Consider the following 13,854-nt stretch of genomic DNA (forward strand, 5'->3'; position numbering starts at 1 on the left):
ATGCGCGGCCTCGACGACACCGACCGTGAGATAGTCAGACTCCTGCTCGCGGACTCGCGACGTCCGTTCAGCGACATCGCCGAGGAGGTCGGGCTCTCGGCACCGGCCGTCTCCGACCGTGTCGACCGCCTCCGTGAGATGGGCATCGTCCGCGGGTTCACGCTGGACCTCGACCGTTCGCTGCTCCGTTCCGGCGTCCCCGTCCTCGTCGAGATAGACGCCGAACCGGGACGCGCAGCAGCGGTCCGAGACGGACTCGCCGACGCAGACGCCGTCGAGCACGTGTTCCGGACGGCGGACGGACGGGTGACGGCGACGGCGACGGTGCCCCAGACGGAGGTCACCGAACTGCTCGACGCCCACGTCGACCTCGCCGACGTGGACGGCTACGAGGTGCGACTCGTCGCCGACAGCGAGTGGTCGCCCGGCCTCGGCACGGCCGAGTTCGCACCGGAGTGTGCCGAGTGCGGCAACACCGTCGACGAGGAGGGCGAGCGGACGGTCCTCGACGGCGACACCTACTACTTCTGCTGTGGGTCCTGCGAGTCGCGCTTCGTCGAGCAGTACGAGTCGCTCAAGGAGGGTGCGTGAGCGAGCGGAGAGATACGGCGTGGACAGCGAACCACGGAGGGGCGTAAAGTTTCGAATCGAAGGTTCGTGGCCCGTTCCGGATTTGTTTTACAAGGACAAACCGCATCAAAGAGTACCCCGTACGACTAGACGAGATGACCGAACGGACAGTCCGCCTCGAACTGACGGGGATGAGTTGTGCGAACTGCTCGGCGACCATCGAGGAACGCGTCGCCGAGCTTGACGGGGTCACGTCCGTCGACGCGAACTACGCCACCGACGAGGGGAGCGTCACCTACGACCCCGAGACGGTGTCGCTCGGCGACGTCGTGGCGGCCGTCGAGGACGCGGGGTACGGCGTCGTGACCGAGACGGTGACCATAGCCATCACCGACATGTCGTGTGCCAACTGCGCCGAGGCGAACGCCGAGGCGCTGGAACGCACCGAGGGCGTCGTCTCCGCGGACGTGAACTACGCCACCGACGAGGCGCAGGTCACCTACCTCCCGTCGGCGGCGTCGCTGTCGACCCTCTACGACGCCATCGAGGCGGCGGGCTACGCCCCGGTGCGCGAGGACGAGAGCGGTGCGGATGGCGGCGACGAGGACGGGCAGTCCTCGGCGGACCGACGCGACGCCGCCCGCGACGCCGAAGTGAAGAAGCAACTGCGACTGACGCTGTTCGGCGCGGCCCTCTCGCTCCCCCTCCTCGTCTTCATGGCCGACCATCTCCTCTCGCTGGGGCTGTTCGAGTCGACGCTGTTCGGCGTGCCGCTGGGCTGGGTGCAGTTCGCGCTCGCGACCCCGGTCCAGATAGCGCTGGGCAAGCCGTTCTACGAGAACGCGTACAAGGCGCTCGTCCGGAACGGGCGCGCCAACATGGACGTCCTCATCGCGCTGGGGTCGTCGACGGCGTACGGCTACTCGCTGGTCGCGCTGCTTGACATCGTCGCGAGCACGGGCCTCTACTTCGACACCGCGGCGTTCATCCTCGTGTTCATCACGCTGGGGAACTACCTCGAGGCCCGCTCGAAGAGCCAGGCGGGCGCGGCCATCCGCGAACTGCTGGAGATGGAGGCCGACACCGCCACCGTCGTCCGCGAGGACGGCACCGAGGAGGAGATTCCGCTTGACGAGGTCGAGGTCGGTGACCGCCTGAAGGTCCGCCCGGGGGAGAAGATTCCGACGGACGGAGTCGTCGTCGACGGCGACTCAGCCGTCGACGAGTCCATGGTCACCGGCGAGTCCGTCCCCGTCGAGAAGGCCGAGGGCGACGAGGTCATCGGCGCGACGGTGAACCAGAACGGCGTCCTCGAGGTCGAGGCGACCAAGGTCGGGTCCGAGACGGCGCTCCAGCAGATCGTCGAGCGCGTCAAGCAGGCCCAGTCCCGGCAGCCGGAGATCCAGAACCTCGCCGACCGCATCTCCGCGTACTTCGTCCCGGCCGTCATCGCGAACGCGCTGCTGTGGGGGGCCGTCTGGGTCGTCGCGCCCGAGGCGCTGGCGAGCTTCGTGAGCGGTCTGCCCGTCTGGGGCCTGGCGGCCGGCGGTCCCGCGACCGTCGGCGTCACCGAGTTCGCCGTCGTCGTCTTCGCCTCGGCGGTGCTCATCGCCTGTCCCTGCGCGCTGGGACTGGCGACGCCCGCGGCGACGATGGTCGGCACCGCAATCGGCGCCCGCAACGGCGTCCTGTTCAAGGGCGGCGACGTGCTGGAGCAGGTCCGCGACGTCGACAGCGTCGTCTTCGACAAGACGGGGACGCTGACCGAGGGCGAGATGGAACTGACCGACGTCGAGGTCGTCGGGGCGGCGGCCGACGGTGGCGAGTTGCGAGAAGCCCCCGAACCCACCGAGGAGTACGTCCTCGAACTGGCCGCCAGCGCCGAGAGCGGGAGCGAACACCCCCTCGCACGGGCCATCGTCGCGGGGGCCCGCGAACGCGGCATCGAGGTGCCGGACGCCGAGGACTTCGAGAACGTCCCCGGCCACGGCGTCCGGGCGACGACGCCCCACGGCGAGGTGCTGGTCGGCAACCGCAAACTGCTCGAGGACGAGGGCGTCGACACGGCCCCCGCCGAGGAACAGATGGACGCCCTCGAACGGGAAGGGAAGACGGCGATGCTGGTGGCCGTCGACGACGGCTCCGGGTTCCGCCTCGTCGGCGTCGTCGCCGACGCGGACACGGTCAAGGAGAGCGCCGCCGCGGCCGTCAGCGGCCTCCACGAACGCGGCACCGAGGTCTGGATGATTACCGGGGACAACGAGCGCACCGCCCGCGCCGTGGCCGAACAGGTCGGTATCGACCCGGAGAACGTCCGTGCGGGGGTCCTCCCCGAGGACAAGGCCGAGGCCGTCGAGGACATCCAGTCTGACGGCCGCCGGGTGATGATGGTCGGCGACGGCGTCAACGACGCGCCGGCGCTGGCCACCGCTGCGGTCGGGTGTGCCATCGGGTCCGGCACGGACGTCGCTATCGAGGCCGCCGACGTGACGCTCCTGCGTGACGACCCCGCCGACGTGCTGAAGGCCATCCGCATCTCGTCGGCGACGCTCCAGAAGATCAAACAGAACCTCTTCTGGGCGCTGGGGTACAACACCGTGATGATTCCGCTGGCCTCGCTGGGCCTGCTCCAGCCGGCGCTGGCGGCGGCGGCGATGGCCGCTTCCTCCGTGTCGGTGCTGGCCAACAGCCTGGCGTTCAAGCGCTACACGCCCGACGAGGACTACGAACTGCTGGGCTTCCTCCGGCCCTGACCGGGGGGTTCCAGTACACTCATTTGCCGCGAGGTCCGAGTGAGTGGCAGTGAGCGACTCGCAGCGCGCAGGGGACCGGTCGGCCGCGACGGCGGGCAGACAGCCGACAGGGCTGGGTGTCAGGCTCCGGGCACTGTGGCGCGCCCTCGTCATCGCCTGGCAGTTCGTCCCGTTCGTCCTCGCGTGGGCCCGCGACCGGAAGCGGTTCCTCGTGGTCGGTCGGTCCCGGAGCGTGTCGAGCCAGGACCGGACCCGCCGCGCCCGGAAACTCAAGGAGACGTTCCTGGACCTCGGCCCCGCCTTCATCAAGCTCGGACAGATGCTCTCGACGCGGCCCGACGCGTTGCCGGCCGAGTACATCGAGGTGCTGGCCGAGCTACAGGACAAGGTGCCGCCGGACCCGTGGGCCGACATCGAACCGCTGCTGGAACGCGAACTCGGCGGCTCCGTCGCGGAGCGGTTCGCGGCGTTCGACACGTCGCCCATCAGCGGCGCGTCCCTCGGACAGGTGTACGAGGCCGAACTGGACGGCCGGCGCGTCGCCGTGAAGGTGCTACGGCCCGGCATCCGGGAGCGCGTCGAGTCGGACCTGCGCGTGCTGTCGACGCTGACGCCGATTCTGGCGTCGGGGGCCGAACCGGGACAGGCGTTCACGCTGGAGAACCTCACCGAGGAGTTCTCGGCGACCATCCGCCGCGAGATGGACTACGCCCACGAGGCGCGGATGCTCCGTGAGATCGGCGACAGCTTCGCCGACGAGGAGGGGGTCGCCATCCCGGAGGTCGTCGAGAGCCACACGACGGACCGCGTGGTGACGATGGAGTACGTCGACGGCGTCAAGATAGACGACGTGGCGCGACTCGACGAGATGGGTATCGACCGCGAGGAACTGGTCCGTCGCCTCGAAGAGGTCTACATCCAGATGATAGTGGAGGACGGGCGCTTCCACGCGGACCCCCACCCCGGGAACCTCGCGGTCCAGCCCGACGGGACCCTCGTCTTCTACGACTTCGGGATGACCGGGCGCCTCGGGCAACGGACGCGAGAACAGCTGATGGAGTTCTACGTCGGGCTGGCGACCGACGACGTCGACCGGGTGATGGACGCCTTCGTGGCGATGGGGGCGCTCGACCCGGCGGCCGACCGCGACGTGATGCGGGAGGCGTTCGAGATCGTCATCGAGCAGTTCCGCGGCGAGGACATCAGCGAGTACCGCGTCGAGCAGCTGGTCGGCCAGTTCGAGACCCAGTTGTACGAGTTCCCGATGCGCCTCCCGCAGGACCTCGCGCTGGTCGTGCGCGTGACGACGGTGCTCGAAGGGGTCTGTCGGACGCTCGACCCGGACTTCGACTTCATCGAGATAATCACGGAGTACGTGATGGAACAGGGCGCGGCGGACGCCGGAGACGCGCTCCGCGAGGAGGTCCAGGAGACGGTGACACGGACGGGCCGGTCGCTCGTGACGACGGCGCCGAAGGCGGAGGCCGCCCTGGACACGGCCAGTCGCGGGGAGTTGGTGCTGGAGACGATGCTGGCGGACAGTGACGGCCTTGCCCGACAGATGGCCCGGCGCCTCTTCCTCGGGATGGTGGCCGCCGCCGGCATCCCGGTGGCGGCGTTCTTCTACGTGGACGCGACGCTCCCGTCGACGCTGCTGGCGCTGGGGGGGACGGGGGCGACGCTGGGACTGCTGCTGTGGTCGTTCCGGCGTCAGCGGCGGGCGGCGCTGACGACGCCGCAGTTCACCCGCCACGAGATGCGGCGGCGGGAGGAGGGGTGACGGAGACGAGCAGCTGGACGTCCGCGTCGGCCGCGTGCCAGAGCGCCGTGGCGCCGCGAGGTCCCTGAATACGCCGTCGTAGAACTCGTCGTGGTCGTCACGTCGTCGGCTGTGGTATCGGTCGCCACTGTATTTTGTAGTATTTGCAATATTGTAGAGTTCACCTGTATCTGTCGACCCGGCTTCGAGCTACTGGGGAATCATATCCACTCAAAGCACGCGCCCAGCCCACGGCTGGCCAAAATTTCAGCCCGTGTATTGCACAATATCCACAACTCTTTTGTACGGACGACCGAGTAGGTTCGCGCACTCAATGAGCGACAAACCGTTCGCCATCCCCGACGACGTTGCGACGATAGCACCGAGCGACCTCTACGATAGGCTCGACGCGGGCGAGTCGGTCGGCGTCCTCGACACGCGGGCGCCCGCTGACGTCGACGACTGGCGCATCGACGGCGATGGCGTCGAGTTCGAGAACGTCCCCTACTACGAGTTCCTCGACGGCGTGCCCGAGAGCGCCCTCGACGCCCTCCCGGACGCCCGCCCGATGTACACCGTCTGTGCGAAGGGCGAGTCGAGCAGGTTCGTCGCCGACGCCCTGGACGAGGCGGGCGTCGAGGACGTAGTGGCCGTAGACGACGGCATGGAGGGCTGGGAGACGGTGCTCGACGCCACGGAGCTCTCGGCCGACACCGACGCCACCGTCGTCCAGTTCTACCGCCCGTCCTCGGGCTGTCTCTCCTACCTCGTCGTCGACGGCGACGAGGCGCTCGTGGTCGACCCGCTGCACGCCTTCGCGGACGAGTACGTCGCGGCGGCGGAGTCGTACGGCGCCGAACTCGTCGCCGCCGTCGACACCCACGTCCACGCCGACCACGTCAGCGGCGTCCGCGCACTCGCTCGCGACCACGACGTACGGGCGCTCGTTCCCGCGCCGGCAGAGGAGCGCGGCATCGACTACGCCCAGCCATACGACACCGTCGCGGACGGCGAGACGCTCGCTGTCGGCGACGTCGAGGTCGAGGCCGTCCACACGCCCGGGCACACGAGCGGGATGACCTCCTACCTCGTCGACGACGCCGTCCTGCTGACCGGCGACGGCCTGTTCGTCGAGAGCGTCGCCCGTCCGGACCTCGAGGGCGGCGACGAGGGCGCGCCCGAGGCGGCCGGACAGCTGTACGACACGCTCCACGACCGGGTCCTCACGCTCCCCGACGAGACGCTGGTCGCGCCCGGTCACGTCAGCGACGCGGCCGAACAGGCCCCAGACGGCAGCTACACCGACACGCTCGGCGACGTCGCCGGCGCGATGGACGCGCTGGACTACGACAGGGCATCCTTCGTGGAGTTCGTCCTCTCGGACATGCCGCCCCGGCCGGACAACTACGAGGCCATCATCGCCACGAACCTCGGCGACCAGCGCGTCGACGACGAGGCCGCCGCCGAACTCGAGCGCGGCCCGAACAACTGCGCCGCGACGACCGACGCGATGACGGGGAACTGAGATGCTCGCCGAGACACTGCTCCCGAACGGCTGGGTCCACTACCTGCTGGGGGGCCTGCTCATCGGCGGGGGCACCGTGATAATCTACCTGACGACCGGCATCACCGCCGGCGCGAGCACGTTCCTCGAGTCGACGCTGTCGTACGTCTCCGGGCAGTCCCGGTTCCAGCAGTACCGGTTCCGGGCCTCGCGGGACTGGCGCGTCGTGTTCACGCTGGGCATCGTGCTGGGCGGGGCCGTCTACGGCCTCGCGTTCGGCGAGTTCGGCTGGACGACCGACGTCCAGTGGTGGCGACTGCTCGTCGGCGGCGTCCTCGTCGGCGTCGGCACCCGCCTCGGCAAGGGGTGTACCTCCGGCCACGGCGTCTGTGGCGTCGGCTCGCTCTCGCAGACGTCCCTGCTGAACGTCGCGACGTTCGTCGGCGTCGCGGTCGGCACCGCACAGATAGTCGCCGCACTGGGGGTGACGCCGTGAGCCGGGAGCAGCAAGGGTCCCGACCCGACGCCGAGCGGCACCCGCTGTTCCTGCCCGCCATCCTCGTGGGCGGGGTCGTCTTCGGCTTCGGCCTCGGCCTGAGCCAGATGTACCGCCCGGAGGTCGTCCTGCGGTTCCTCCAGTTGACGGACCTCGGCCTGCTCCTCGTGATGGGCGGGGCCAGCGTCGTCGCCGGCGTCGCGTTCGCGGTGCTGTCGAGGACCGGCGGGCGAGCGCCGCTGACCGGCACTCAGTTCGGCAAGCGGATGAAGTCGATGGACCGGAACGTCCTGCTGGGTGGCGGCATCTTCGGCGTCGGGTGGGGGCTCTCGGGCATCTGTCCGGGCGCGGCCTACGCCAGCCTCGGCGTCGGCAACGTCACCATCCTCTACGCCGTCGCCGGGATGTTCGTCGGCGCGTACCTAAAGGGGTACGTCCGGTCGACCGGCGACGCGACCGACGGTACCACGGAGGAACCGGCATGACCGGGAGCGTTACCACAGCCCCTTGCCGGAGGGTTCGATAATGCCGGAAGCCATCCGCACCCTGCTGGAGGAGGACGTCGAGTGCGAGTTCCTGCTGGACTGCTTCCACGGCCTCACGGACCTGGACCGGCAGTGCTTCGCCACGCTGGTCGGGACGGACGGCCCACTGACTGTGGACGAGCTGGCCGAACGAGTCGAACGCGACCGGACGACGGCGTACCGGTCGGTCCAGCGACTGCTGGACGCCGACCTCGTCGCACAGGCCAAGGTCAGCGGCGAGGCGAGCAGCTACCACCACGTGTACGAACCGCGCGACCCGGCCGAGGTCGCTGACCAGATGCAGCGGGGACTGAACGACTACTACGCGACGATGGGCCGACGCATCGCCGAGCTCCGCGAGACGTTCGGCGGGGGACAGCGATGACCGACGAGGAGTTCGACCCGGCCGGCGAACGCGAACGCGGCCTCGGCGCGGGCCTGTTCGAACGGGACATGGGCCCGAGTTCGTCGATGGCCCACCTCTACCGTGGCGAGGTCCACCGGATGACCCGGTGGCGCGAGCGACTGGACCGGACGACCAACTGGGCCGTCACGGTCATCGCCGCCATCCTGACCTGGGCCTTCTCGGACCCGACGAACCCCCACTACCTCGTCCTCGTCGGGCTGGTGACGCTGGCCGTGTTCCTCGGCATCGAGGCCCACCGCTACCGCGGGTTCGACGTCTGGCGCTCGCGGGTCCGCCTCGTCCAGCAGAACGTCTGGGCCCACGGGCTCGACCCGAGTACAGACGTCGAGGACGAGTCGTGGCGGCGGAAGCTGAGCGACGACTACCGGGAACCGACGCTGAAGGTGCCCTTCGAGGAGGCGCTCGCCCACAGACTGCGACGGGTGTACCTCGCCCTGTTCAGCGTCGTCACGGGCGCGTGGGTCATCCGCGTGACCGCCTTCGCACAGGAGGGGTCGTGGCCCGAGAGCGCCGCCATCGGGATGGTCCCGGGCGCCGTCGTCACGGCCGCCGTCGGCCTCGCGTACCTCGCCGCCGTCGCCGTCGCCGTCCGTCCGAGAGAGTGGCACTCCCGCTCGGAGCTGCGGCGGTGTGAGGTCGACGACTGGCGCGAGGCCTGACTACAGGTCGCCGGACCGAGCCATCGCCCGTATCTCGTCGGCCCGCGCCCGTATCTCGGCCCACTCCTCGTCGTCTTTCTCGTCGACGTGGCTGTACATCAGCCCCATCCGGTGGTTCGAGCGGAGCGCGTCCTCGTTGCGGTCCAGGAAGTCCCAGTACAGCGCGTTGAACGGGCACGCGCCCTCGCCGGTGGTCTTCGTCTTGTAGTACGGACAGCCCGAGCAGTAGTCGCTCATCTTGTCGACGTAGTTCGCCGAGGAGGCGTACGGCTTGGTGGCGAAGACCCCCGCCCCGTACAGCCCCATCTCGACGACGTTCGGCGTCGTCACCCAGTGGAAGGCGTCGACGTAGCCCGCGTGGAACCAGCGGTTCAGCTGGGCCGGTTCGACGCCGTATATCAGGCCGAAGTTCGCGAGCACCATCAGGCGCTCGATGTGGTGGGAGTAGCCCCGGGCCCGGACGCCCTCGACCACGTCCGAGAGGCAGGCCATCTCCGTCTCACCCGTCCAGTAGAACTCCGGGAGGTCCTCGCCGGCGTCGAGCTGGTTCGCCTCGGCCAGCGCCGGCATCTCCCGCCGGTAGACGTGACGGAGGAACTCCCGCCACCCCAGCACCTGCCGGACGAACCCCTCGACGCTGTTGAGCGGTGCCGCGCCGTCCTCGTAGGCGGCGATGGCTCGCTCGATGACCTCGTCGGGCAGGAGGAGGCCGAGGTTCAGCGACGTCGACAGGAGGCTGTGGCTCATCGCCCACTCGTCGCCGCGCATCGCGTCCTGGTACGGCCCGAAGTCGGCGAGCCGGTGGGTGACGAAGTGGTCCAGCGCTCGCACGGCCTGCCGGCGGGTCACCGGCCAGCGGAACGGGCCCGGGTCGGCCCAGGCACCGCCGTACGGCGGTTCGTCGTACCCGCCGTCGAACGTCTCGCGGACCCACTCGGCGACGGCCTCGGTCGTCTCGTCGCGGTCGAACGTCGGCGGGTCGGCCGGTTCCCAGTCGTCGGGTGGCGTCTCCCGGTTCTGGTCGTCGTAGTTCCACTCGCCGCCGACCGGGTCGCCGTCGTCCATCAGATAGCCGGTCTCCCGCCGCATGAACCGGTAGAAGTCCTCGTGGCGGTACCGGCCGTCCGTGGCCCACTCGTCGAACTGGGCGGGCGAGCAGCAGAACCGCTCGTCGGGGACGAACTCGACGGCACCGCCCGCGTCGGCCACGATGCGCTCGATACGCTCCCGCGCACCGTCGGACTGCGGCCGCGTCGTCACCAGCGTGTCCGCCGGGTGGGCTTCGAAGTGGGCCTCGACGCCCTCCGCGAAGGTGTCGACCTGCCGGTAGTCGACCGGCCGCCCGTCCGCCCGGAGGTCGTCCCTGAGGTGTCGCATCGCACTGAACACCAGCGTCAGTTTGTGCGGGTGGTAGGGCAGTCTCCGCGCGAACGACTCGGCCTCCACGAGGAGGACCCGCTCGTCCGGTCGCCGCGCCAGTGGCCCGCGACGGCGGACGAGGTGGTCGCCCCGTAGCCACACCGTCACGACGGACACCTCGCTCGCATACCAGCACGGTGGGTCGCTACCCGCATGAACCCTGCTCCAAACTGTGTAGGTACGACAGTCGCACCCGAACCACCGGCTGCGAAGCATTCAAGCGTCTGTCACGAACGTGTTCGTCGACCCCGTTTTATCTTTCCCCGAAAGTGCCGAATTCCCACGTCTCAGACCCACATGATTGTTTATTCTCTCTCGGCCGAAGCGACTACCTTTAGTGTCTGGAAGGCGAAATTCGCGTGCATGTCAGACCACCTCGATCGGCGAACGTTCGTCCGTAGTACCGCGGCTGTCTCGGTTGCCGGACTGCTCGCTGGCTGTGGCGGGTCCGGTGGCGACGGCGGCAGCGGCGGGTCGGACGGCGGCGACGGCGGTGACACCGAGACGTCTGAGAGCACGCCGACGGACACCGAGAGCGGCGACGGCGGGAGCGGCGGCGACGTCCCGTCGGAGGTGAGCGAGTACCTCTCGGACGTCGACAACTTCGACGGCACCGTCGCCGACCAGACCGGCACGGGGAACGTCAACGTCGAGGTCGGTGCCGAGGGCAACGGCGGCGCCTACGCCTTCGCGCCGGCGGCGGTCCGCGTCGACGCCGGGACCGACGTCAACTGGTCCTGGACCGGCAACGGTGGCTCGCACAACGTCGTCCACGAGGACGGCGAGTTCGAGAGCAGTCTCGTCTCCGACTCGGGGAACGACTTCCAGCACACCTTCGAGTCGTCCGGGGTCTACCTCTACTACTGTGAACCACACAAGAGCCTCGGCATGAAGGGCGCCGTCATCGTCGAGTAACGGCGGTCGTCCGGGTCTCCGTATTCAACGGCCGACCAGTGGCGACTGGCTCGCGACGTACAGCGAGTACGCGACGACGGCGAACCCGACCATCGTCACGGCGTTCTCGAACGCCAGTGCCGCCTGCGCGTCGAGACCGAGCACCTGGTCGGCCACGCCGGCCAGCAGCGACCCCGACGTGACCGTCCCGAACCCGACGGCGAGGTACGCCAGTCCCCGCGAACGGGACTTCAGCGCCGCTTTGGCCGCGAAGTAGGTGATGAGACCACCCAGTACCAGCGTGGCTGTCTTGAACGCGACGACGACGAGGGGTATCTCTCCGGTCATAGTTCCTCACTGACGCGGGCCCAGAGCCGCGCGAGCCGCTCGTCCGGCGTCTCGGGGTCCCGCAAGACGTCGACGTCGAACGAGTCGTCCCCGTCGAGGGCCACGAACACGCCCGTGCAGTCCCTGACGTACGTCGTCTCGTGGTGGCCGTCGGCCCTGACCTCCGTCCCCTCGGCGACGAGCGCGGCGTCGCTCAGCTGCTCGAGCTTGCGGTACGTACTCGTCAGTGGGAGCTCGCAGACGTCGGCCACTCGTTTCGCCGGGAGCGGGTCGTCGAGCGTCGCGAGGATGCTGCGACAGTCCGAATCGGCCAGCGCCTCGAACATGGCCTGCTGGTCGGGCGGGTCGTCTCCTGACACGGGGGACCTCCTGTGGGCGACGGCGGGTGGGGTGACACGCTCGGTGTCGGGGCGGCGACTCTCGGTGGATTTCCCACGGAGCGGGTTTCAACGTGACGGTCGGGTCGGTGGCGTCTCTCCGGCCGGTGATAAACGGCGGTCAAATAAAGGGCGCCCGCCGATTTCCAGATTCTGGAAAGCACGCACACGGTTTTCGGGGCGCCTTCGCGTAGCGGGAGACGCAATGGAACCGCCCTCCACCCGCAGACAGTTCCTCGCGAGCACAGCACTGACCGGACTCGCCGCCACGGCCGGGTGTCTCTCGACCGGCGAGACGTCACAGGCCGTCGGCGACGCGTCCGACGGCGGCACCGCCGAGTCGACCGAGACGGCCGAACTGACGCCCCCGGACTCGCTCGAGGCGTGGCTCGAGGACGCCAACGGCTACGACGGCGAGACCTACCGGTACGGCGCCGGCTCCCGACCGTCCGTCTGGGTCGGTGAACCGACCGACGACGGCCTCGCGTTCGCTCCGCCGGTCGTCGAGGTCGTCCCGATGACGACGGTCCGGTGGGACTGGACCGGCCACGGCGGCCAACACAACGTGGTCGCCCTCGACGGCACCTTCGACAGCGGCCGGACCAACGCCCAGTCCGGGACCTCCTACCACTACCTCTTCGAGGAGCCAGGGACCTACGCCTACGTCTCGGAGCCGCGCCGCGACGACGGGATGAAGGGCGCCGTCGTCGTCCGGGAGCCCCCGTCGACGGGCTACCCGAAGGTCGACGAGTGGCTCTCCCACGCCAGCAACTTCGACGGCACCTTGGTCGACCGGACCGGCAGCGATACCGCCGTGGTCACCGTCGGCGCCGAGGGCAACGGCGGCGCCTTCGCCTTCGACCCGCCTCTCGTGAAGATCGCTCCCGGGTCGACCGTCCGCTGGGAGTGGACCGGGGACGGCGGCGCTCACAACGTCGTGTTCGAGGGCGCCGACGTCAGCTCGGGCGACGTGGAGAGCGAGTCCAGTACGACCTTCGAGCACACGTTCGACGACCCGGGACAGTACCGCTATGCCTGTCTGCCGCACAAGGCACTCGGGATGCGCGGCGCCGTCGTGGTCGAATAGCGAGCACCCACGTCCGTCGACGGCGTCACCTCTCCTCGTTCACTCGTTCCGTGCTTCGAACTCCGTGCCGTTCACGCCTCGCTGTCGCTCAGCGGAAACGGGCGTGGCGGGATTCGAACCCGCGCTCTAGGGGTTAGGAACCCCTCGCCCTCGTCCACTAGGCCACACGCCCTGTCGGGAGGGTCGCGTGACTGCTGGAAAACGATTTCGTTCGGACGAGAGAGGAGATATCCGGGGCTCAGTTGCTCGACTCGGTCGAGGTCTCTTCGGTGGTCGACGTCTCCGTGGTGGACTCGGACGTGTCGTCGGAGCCGGCCTCGGTGCCGCCCTGCTTCATCTCTTCGAGCTCCTGCTCGACTTCGGTGCGACCCTTCTGGAACTCACCCATCGCCTCACCGGTGGAGCGCGCGAGTTTCGGAATCTTGTTCGCCCCGAAGAGGAGGACGGCGATGAGGAGGATGACCATCATCTCCGTCGTGCCCGGCATCCCCGGGAACAGTGGTACGAATGTCCCTGACATTGTAACCGAAGTTTACGTGGTTGCTATTATAGTCTTTTTGCTCGTCGTCGCCGCGTGATACCGCGTAAGTGCCCTTTTCACGCTTCGAGCATGGAATTCGCTCCGGAGCCGACACCGACTGGGCAGCAGGTGGCCCCGGTGTGAGAACCTACTGCTGGGCTAAGCGCGCCGTAACGTCGTCCAGCCACTCGGGGACGGAGAGGTCGGCGAGCGTGCCGTCGCGCCACGTCGTCACGACCTCCGTCTCGCCCTCGCGGGTCAGGTCGATGCGCCACCGCCGCCCGTCCTCGGCGGTGATGTCGAAGCGAGCGCCGCCCGACGGGAGCGAGTCGACGTGTTCGACCGTCACTTCGATTCCGGTGTAGACCTCCATCGTGTCGGGCATGTCCGGAGCGAGGGGCCCGGAGATATTAAAACGAACCCTCCGGTGGAGCCGATGGCTGGCCGAGAACCGTTCGCAGAGACACCGAGGCCTGGACCGCGGTCACAAGGGATTTGAAACAGGAGTGGCAAGTCG

The 13,854-nt window shown here is 68.9% G+C and carries 15 protein-coding genes and 1 tRNA gene; 10 read left to right on the forward strand and 6 right to left on the reverse strand.

Features of this window, described 5'->3' with window-relative positions; translation table 11 throughout:
- From ACV7GQ_RS09025 to ACV7GQ_RS09060, 8 genes are all read left to right on the forward strand, one after another.
- Entirely contained in the window at positions 1–591 is a 591-nt protein-coding gene (locus ACV7GQ_RS09025) for an AsnC family transcriptional regulator (RefSeq protein WP_470309921.1), read from the forward strand.
- 134 nt (positions 592–725) lie between these two features.
- The gene (locus ACV7GQ_RS09030) at positions 726–3,323 is read left to right on the forward strand and encodes a heavy metal translocating P-type ATPase (RefSeq protein ID WP_470309922.1); all 2,598 of its coding nucleotides are present in this window, start codon (positions 726–728) and stop codon (positions 3,321–3,323) included.
- Between the two features lie 49 nt (positions 3,324–3,372).
- On the forward strand, positions 3,373–5,103 hold the full coding sequence (locus ACV7GQ_RS09035; protein ID WP_470309923.1) for an ABC1 kinase family protein: 1,731 nt from the start codon (positions 3,373–3,375) through the stop codon (positions 5,101–5,103).
- A gap of 313 nt (positions 5,104–5,416) precedes the next feature.
- On the forward strand, positions 5,417–6,607 hold the full coding sequence (locus ACV7GQ_RS09040; RefSeq protein WP_470309924.1) for an MBL fold metallo-hydrolase: 1,191 nt from the start codon (positions 5,417–5,419) through the stop codon (positions 6,605–6,607).
- Position 6,608: 1 nt separating this feature from the next.
- Entirely contained in the window at positions 6,609–7,082 is a 474-nt protein-coding gene (locus ACV7GQ_RS09045; RefSeq protein WP_470309925.1) for a YeeE/YedE family protein, read from the forward strand.
- Entirely contained in the window at positions 7,079–7,567 is a 489-nt protein-coding gene (locus ACV7GQ_RS09050; RefSeq protein ID WP_470309926.1) for a DUF6691 family protein, read from the forward strand. Before ACV7GQ_RS09045 ends, ACV7GQ_RS09050 begins: the two co-directional genes overlap by 4 nt.
- 40 nt (positions 7,568–7,607) lie before the next feature.
- The gene (locus ACV7GQ_RS09055; RefSeq protein WP_470309927.1) at positions 7,608–7,991 is read left to right on the forward strand and encodes a helix-turn-helix domain-containing protein; all 384 of its coding nucleotides are present in this window, start codon (positions 7,608–7,610) and stop codon (positions 7,989–7,991) included.
- Positions 7,988–8,692 carry a DUF2270 domain-containing protein gene (locus ACV7GQ_RS09060; protein WP_470309928.1) on the forward strand — a complete coding sequence of 235 codons (705 nt, stop codon included), beginning with the start codon at positions 7,988–7,990 and terminating at the stop codon, positions 8,690–8,692. The genes ACV7GQ_RS09055 and ACV7GQ_RS09060 overlap by 4 nt, the downstream gene beginning before the upstream one ends.
- Here ACV7GQ_RS09060 and ACV7GQ_RS09065 read toward each other — a convergent pair whose 3' ends face one another.
- Entirely contained in the window at positions 8,693–10,219 is a 1,527-nt protein-coding gene (locus tag ACV7GQ_RS09065; RefSeq protein ID WP_470309929.1) for a cryptochrome/photolyase family protein, read from the reverse strand.
- Positions 10,220–10,474: 255 nt separating this feature from the next.
- Here ACV7GQ_RS09065 and ACV7GQ_RS09070 point away from each other — a divergent pair, with 255 nt between their 5' ends.
- Positions 10,475–11,026 carry a halocyanin domain-containing protein gene (locus ACV7GQ_RS09070; protein WP_470309930.1) on the forward strand — a complete coding sequence of 184 codons (552 nt, stop codon included), beginning with the start codon at positions 10,475–10,477 and terminating at the stop codon, positions 11,024–11,026.
- Between the two features lie 24 nt (positions 11,027–11,050).
- Here the strand turns inward: ACV7GQ_RS09070 and ACV7GQ_RS09075 are convergent, their stop codons facing one another.
- Together ACV7GQ_RS09075 and ACV7GQ_RS09080 are read right to left on the reverse strand one after the other, a co-directional pair.
- Positions 11,051–11,353: a DUF7521 family protein gene (locus tag ACV7GQ_RS09075; RefSeq protein ID WP_470309931.1), complete on the reverse strand. Its 303-nt coding sequence runs from the start codon at positions 11,351–11,353 to the stop codon at positions 11,051–11,053.
- Positions 11,350–11,712 (reverse strand): helix-turn-helix domain-containing protein, encoded by a 363-nt coding sequence (locus ACV7GQ_RS09080; protein WP_470309932.1) that lies wholly within the window; start codon positions 11,710–11,712, stop codon positions 11,350–11,352. Before ACV7GQ_RS09080 ends, ACV7GQ_RS09075 begins: the two co-directional genes overlap by 4 nt.
- Positions 11,713–11,935: 223 nt before the next feature.
- Between ACV7GQ_RS09080 and ACV7GQ_RS09085 the strand changes: the two genes are divergently transcribed.
- A complete protein-coding gene (locus tag ACV7GQ_RS09085) occupies positions 11,936–12,817 on the forward strand; it encodes a halocyanin domain-containing protein (protein ID WP_470309933.1) in 882 nt (293 codons plus the stop codon).
- A 98-nt stretch (positions 12,818–12,915) separates the two neighbouring features.
- Here ACV7GQ_RS09085 and ACV7GQ_RS09090 read toward each other — a convergent pair.
- From ACV7GQ_RS09090 to ACV7GQ_RS09100, 3 genes are all read right to left on the reverse strand, one after another.
- A tRNA-Arg gene (locus ACV7GQ_RS09090) sits at positions 12,916–12,989 on the reverse strand.
- A gap of 66 nt (positions 12,990–13,055) precedes the next feature.
- Positions 13,056–13,304 (reverse strand): twin-arginine translocase TatA/TatE family subunit, encoded by a 249-nt coding sequence (locus tag ACV7GQ_RS09095; protein ID WP_470313150.1) that lies wholly within the window; start codon positions 13,302–13,304, stop codon positions 13,056–13,058.
- 181 nt (positions 13,305–13,485) lie between these two features.
- Entirely contained in the window at positions 13,486–13,722 is a 237-nt protein-coding gene (locus tag ACV7GQ_RS09100; RefSeq protein WP_470309934.1) for a hypothetical protein, read from the reverse strand.
- Positions 13,723–13,854: the final 132 nt, after the last annotated feature.

This window comes from Haloarcula sp. MBLA0163, from assembly GCF_055632435.1.

Bases quoted from the DNA above. Each gene is read 5' to 3' on its own strand.
- ACV7GQ_RS09025 (WP_470309921.1), top strand. From the start codon at position 1: ATGCGCGGCCTCGACGACACCGACCGTGAGATAGTCAGACTCCTGCTC.
- ACV7GQ_RS09030 (WP_470309922.1), top strand. From the start codon at position 726: ATGACCGAACGGACAGTCCGCCTCGAACTGACGGGGATGAGTTGTGCG.
- ACV7GQ_RS09040 (WP_470309924.1), top strand. From the start codon at position 5,417: ATGAGCGACAAACCGTTCGCCATCCCCGACGACGTTGCGACGATAGCA.
- ACV7GQ_RS09045 (WP_470309925.1), top strand. From the start codon at position 6,609: ATGCTCGCCGAGACACTGCTCCCGAACGGCTGGGTCCACTACCTGCTG.
- ACV7GQ_RS09055 (WP_470309927.1), top strand. From the start codon at position 7,608: ATGCCGGAAGCCATCCGCACCCTGCTGGAGGAGGACGTCGAGTGCGAG.
- ACV7GQ_RS09060 (WP_470309928.1), top strand. From the start codon at position 7,988: ATGACCGACGAGGAGTTCGACCCGGCCGGCGAACGCGAACGCGGCCTC.
- ACV7GQ_RS09070 (WP_470309930.1), top strand. From the start codon at position 10,475: ATGTCAGACCACCTCGATCGGCGAACGTTCGTCCGTAGTACCGCGGCT.
- ACV7GQ_RS09075 (WP_470309931.1), bottom strand. From the start codon at position 11,353: ATGACCGGAGAGATACCCCTCGTCGTCGTCGCGTTCAAGACAGCCACG.
- ACV7GQ_RS09085 (WP_470309933.1), top strand. From the start codon at position 11,936: ATGGAACCGCCCTCCACCCGCAGACAGTTCCTCGCGAGCACAGCACTG.
- ACV7GQ_RS09095 (WP_470313150.1), bottom strand. From the start codon at position 13,304: ATGCCGGGCACGACGGAGATGATGGTCATCCTCCTCATCGCCGTCCTC.
- ACV7GQ_RS09100 (WP_470309934.1), bottom strand. From the start codon at position 13,722: ATGCCCGACACGATGGAGGTCTACACCGGAATCGAAGTGACGGTCGAA.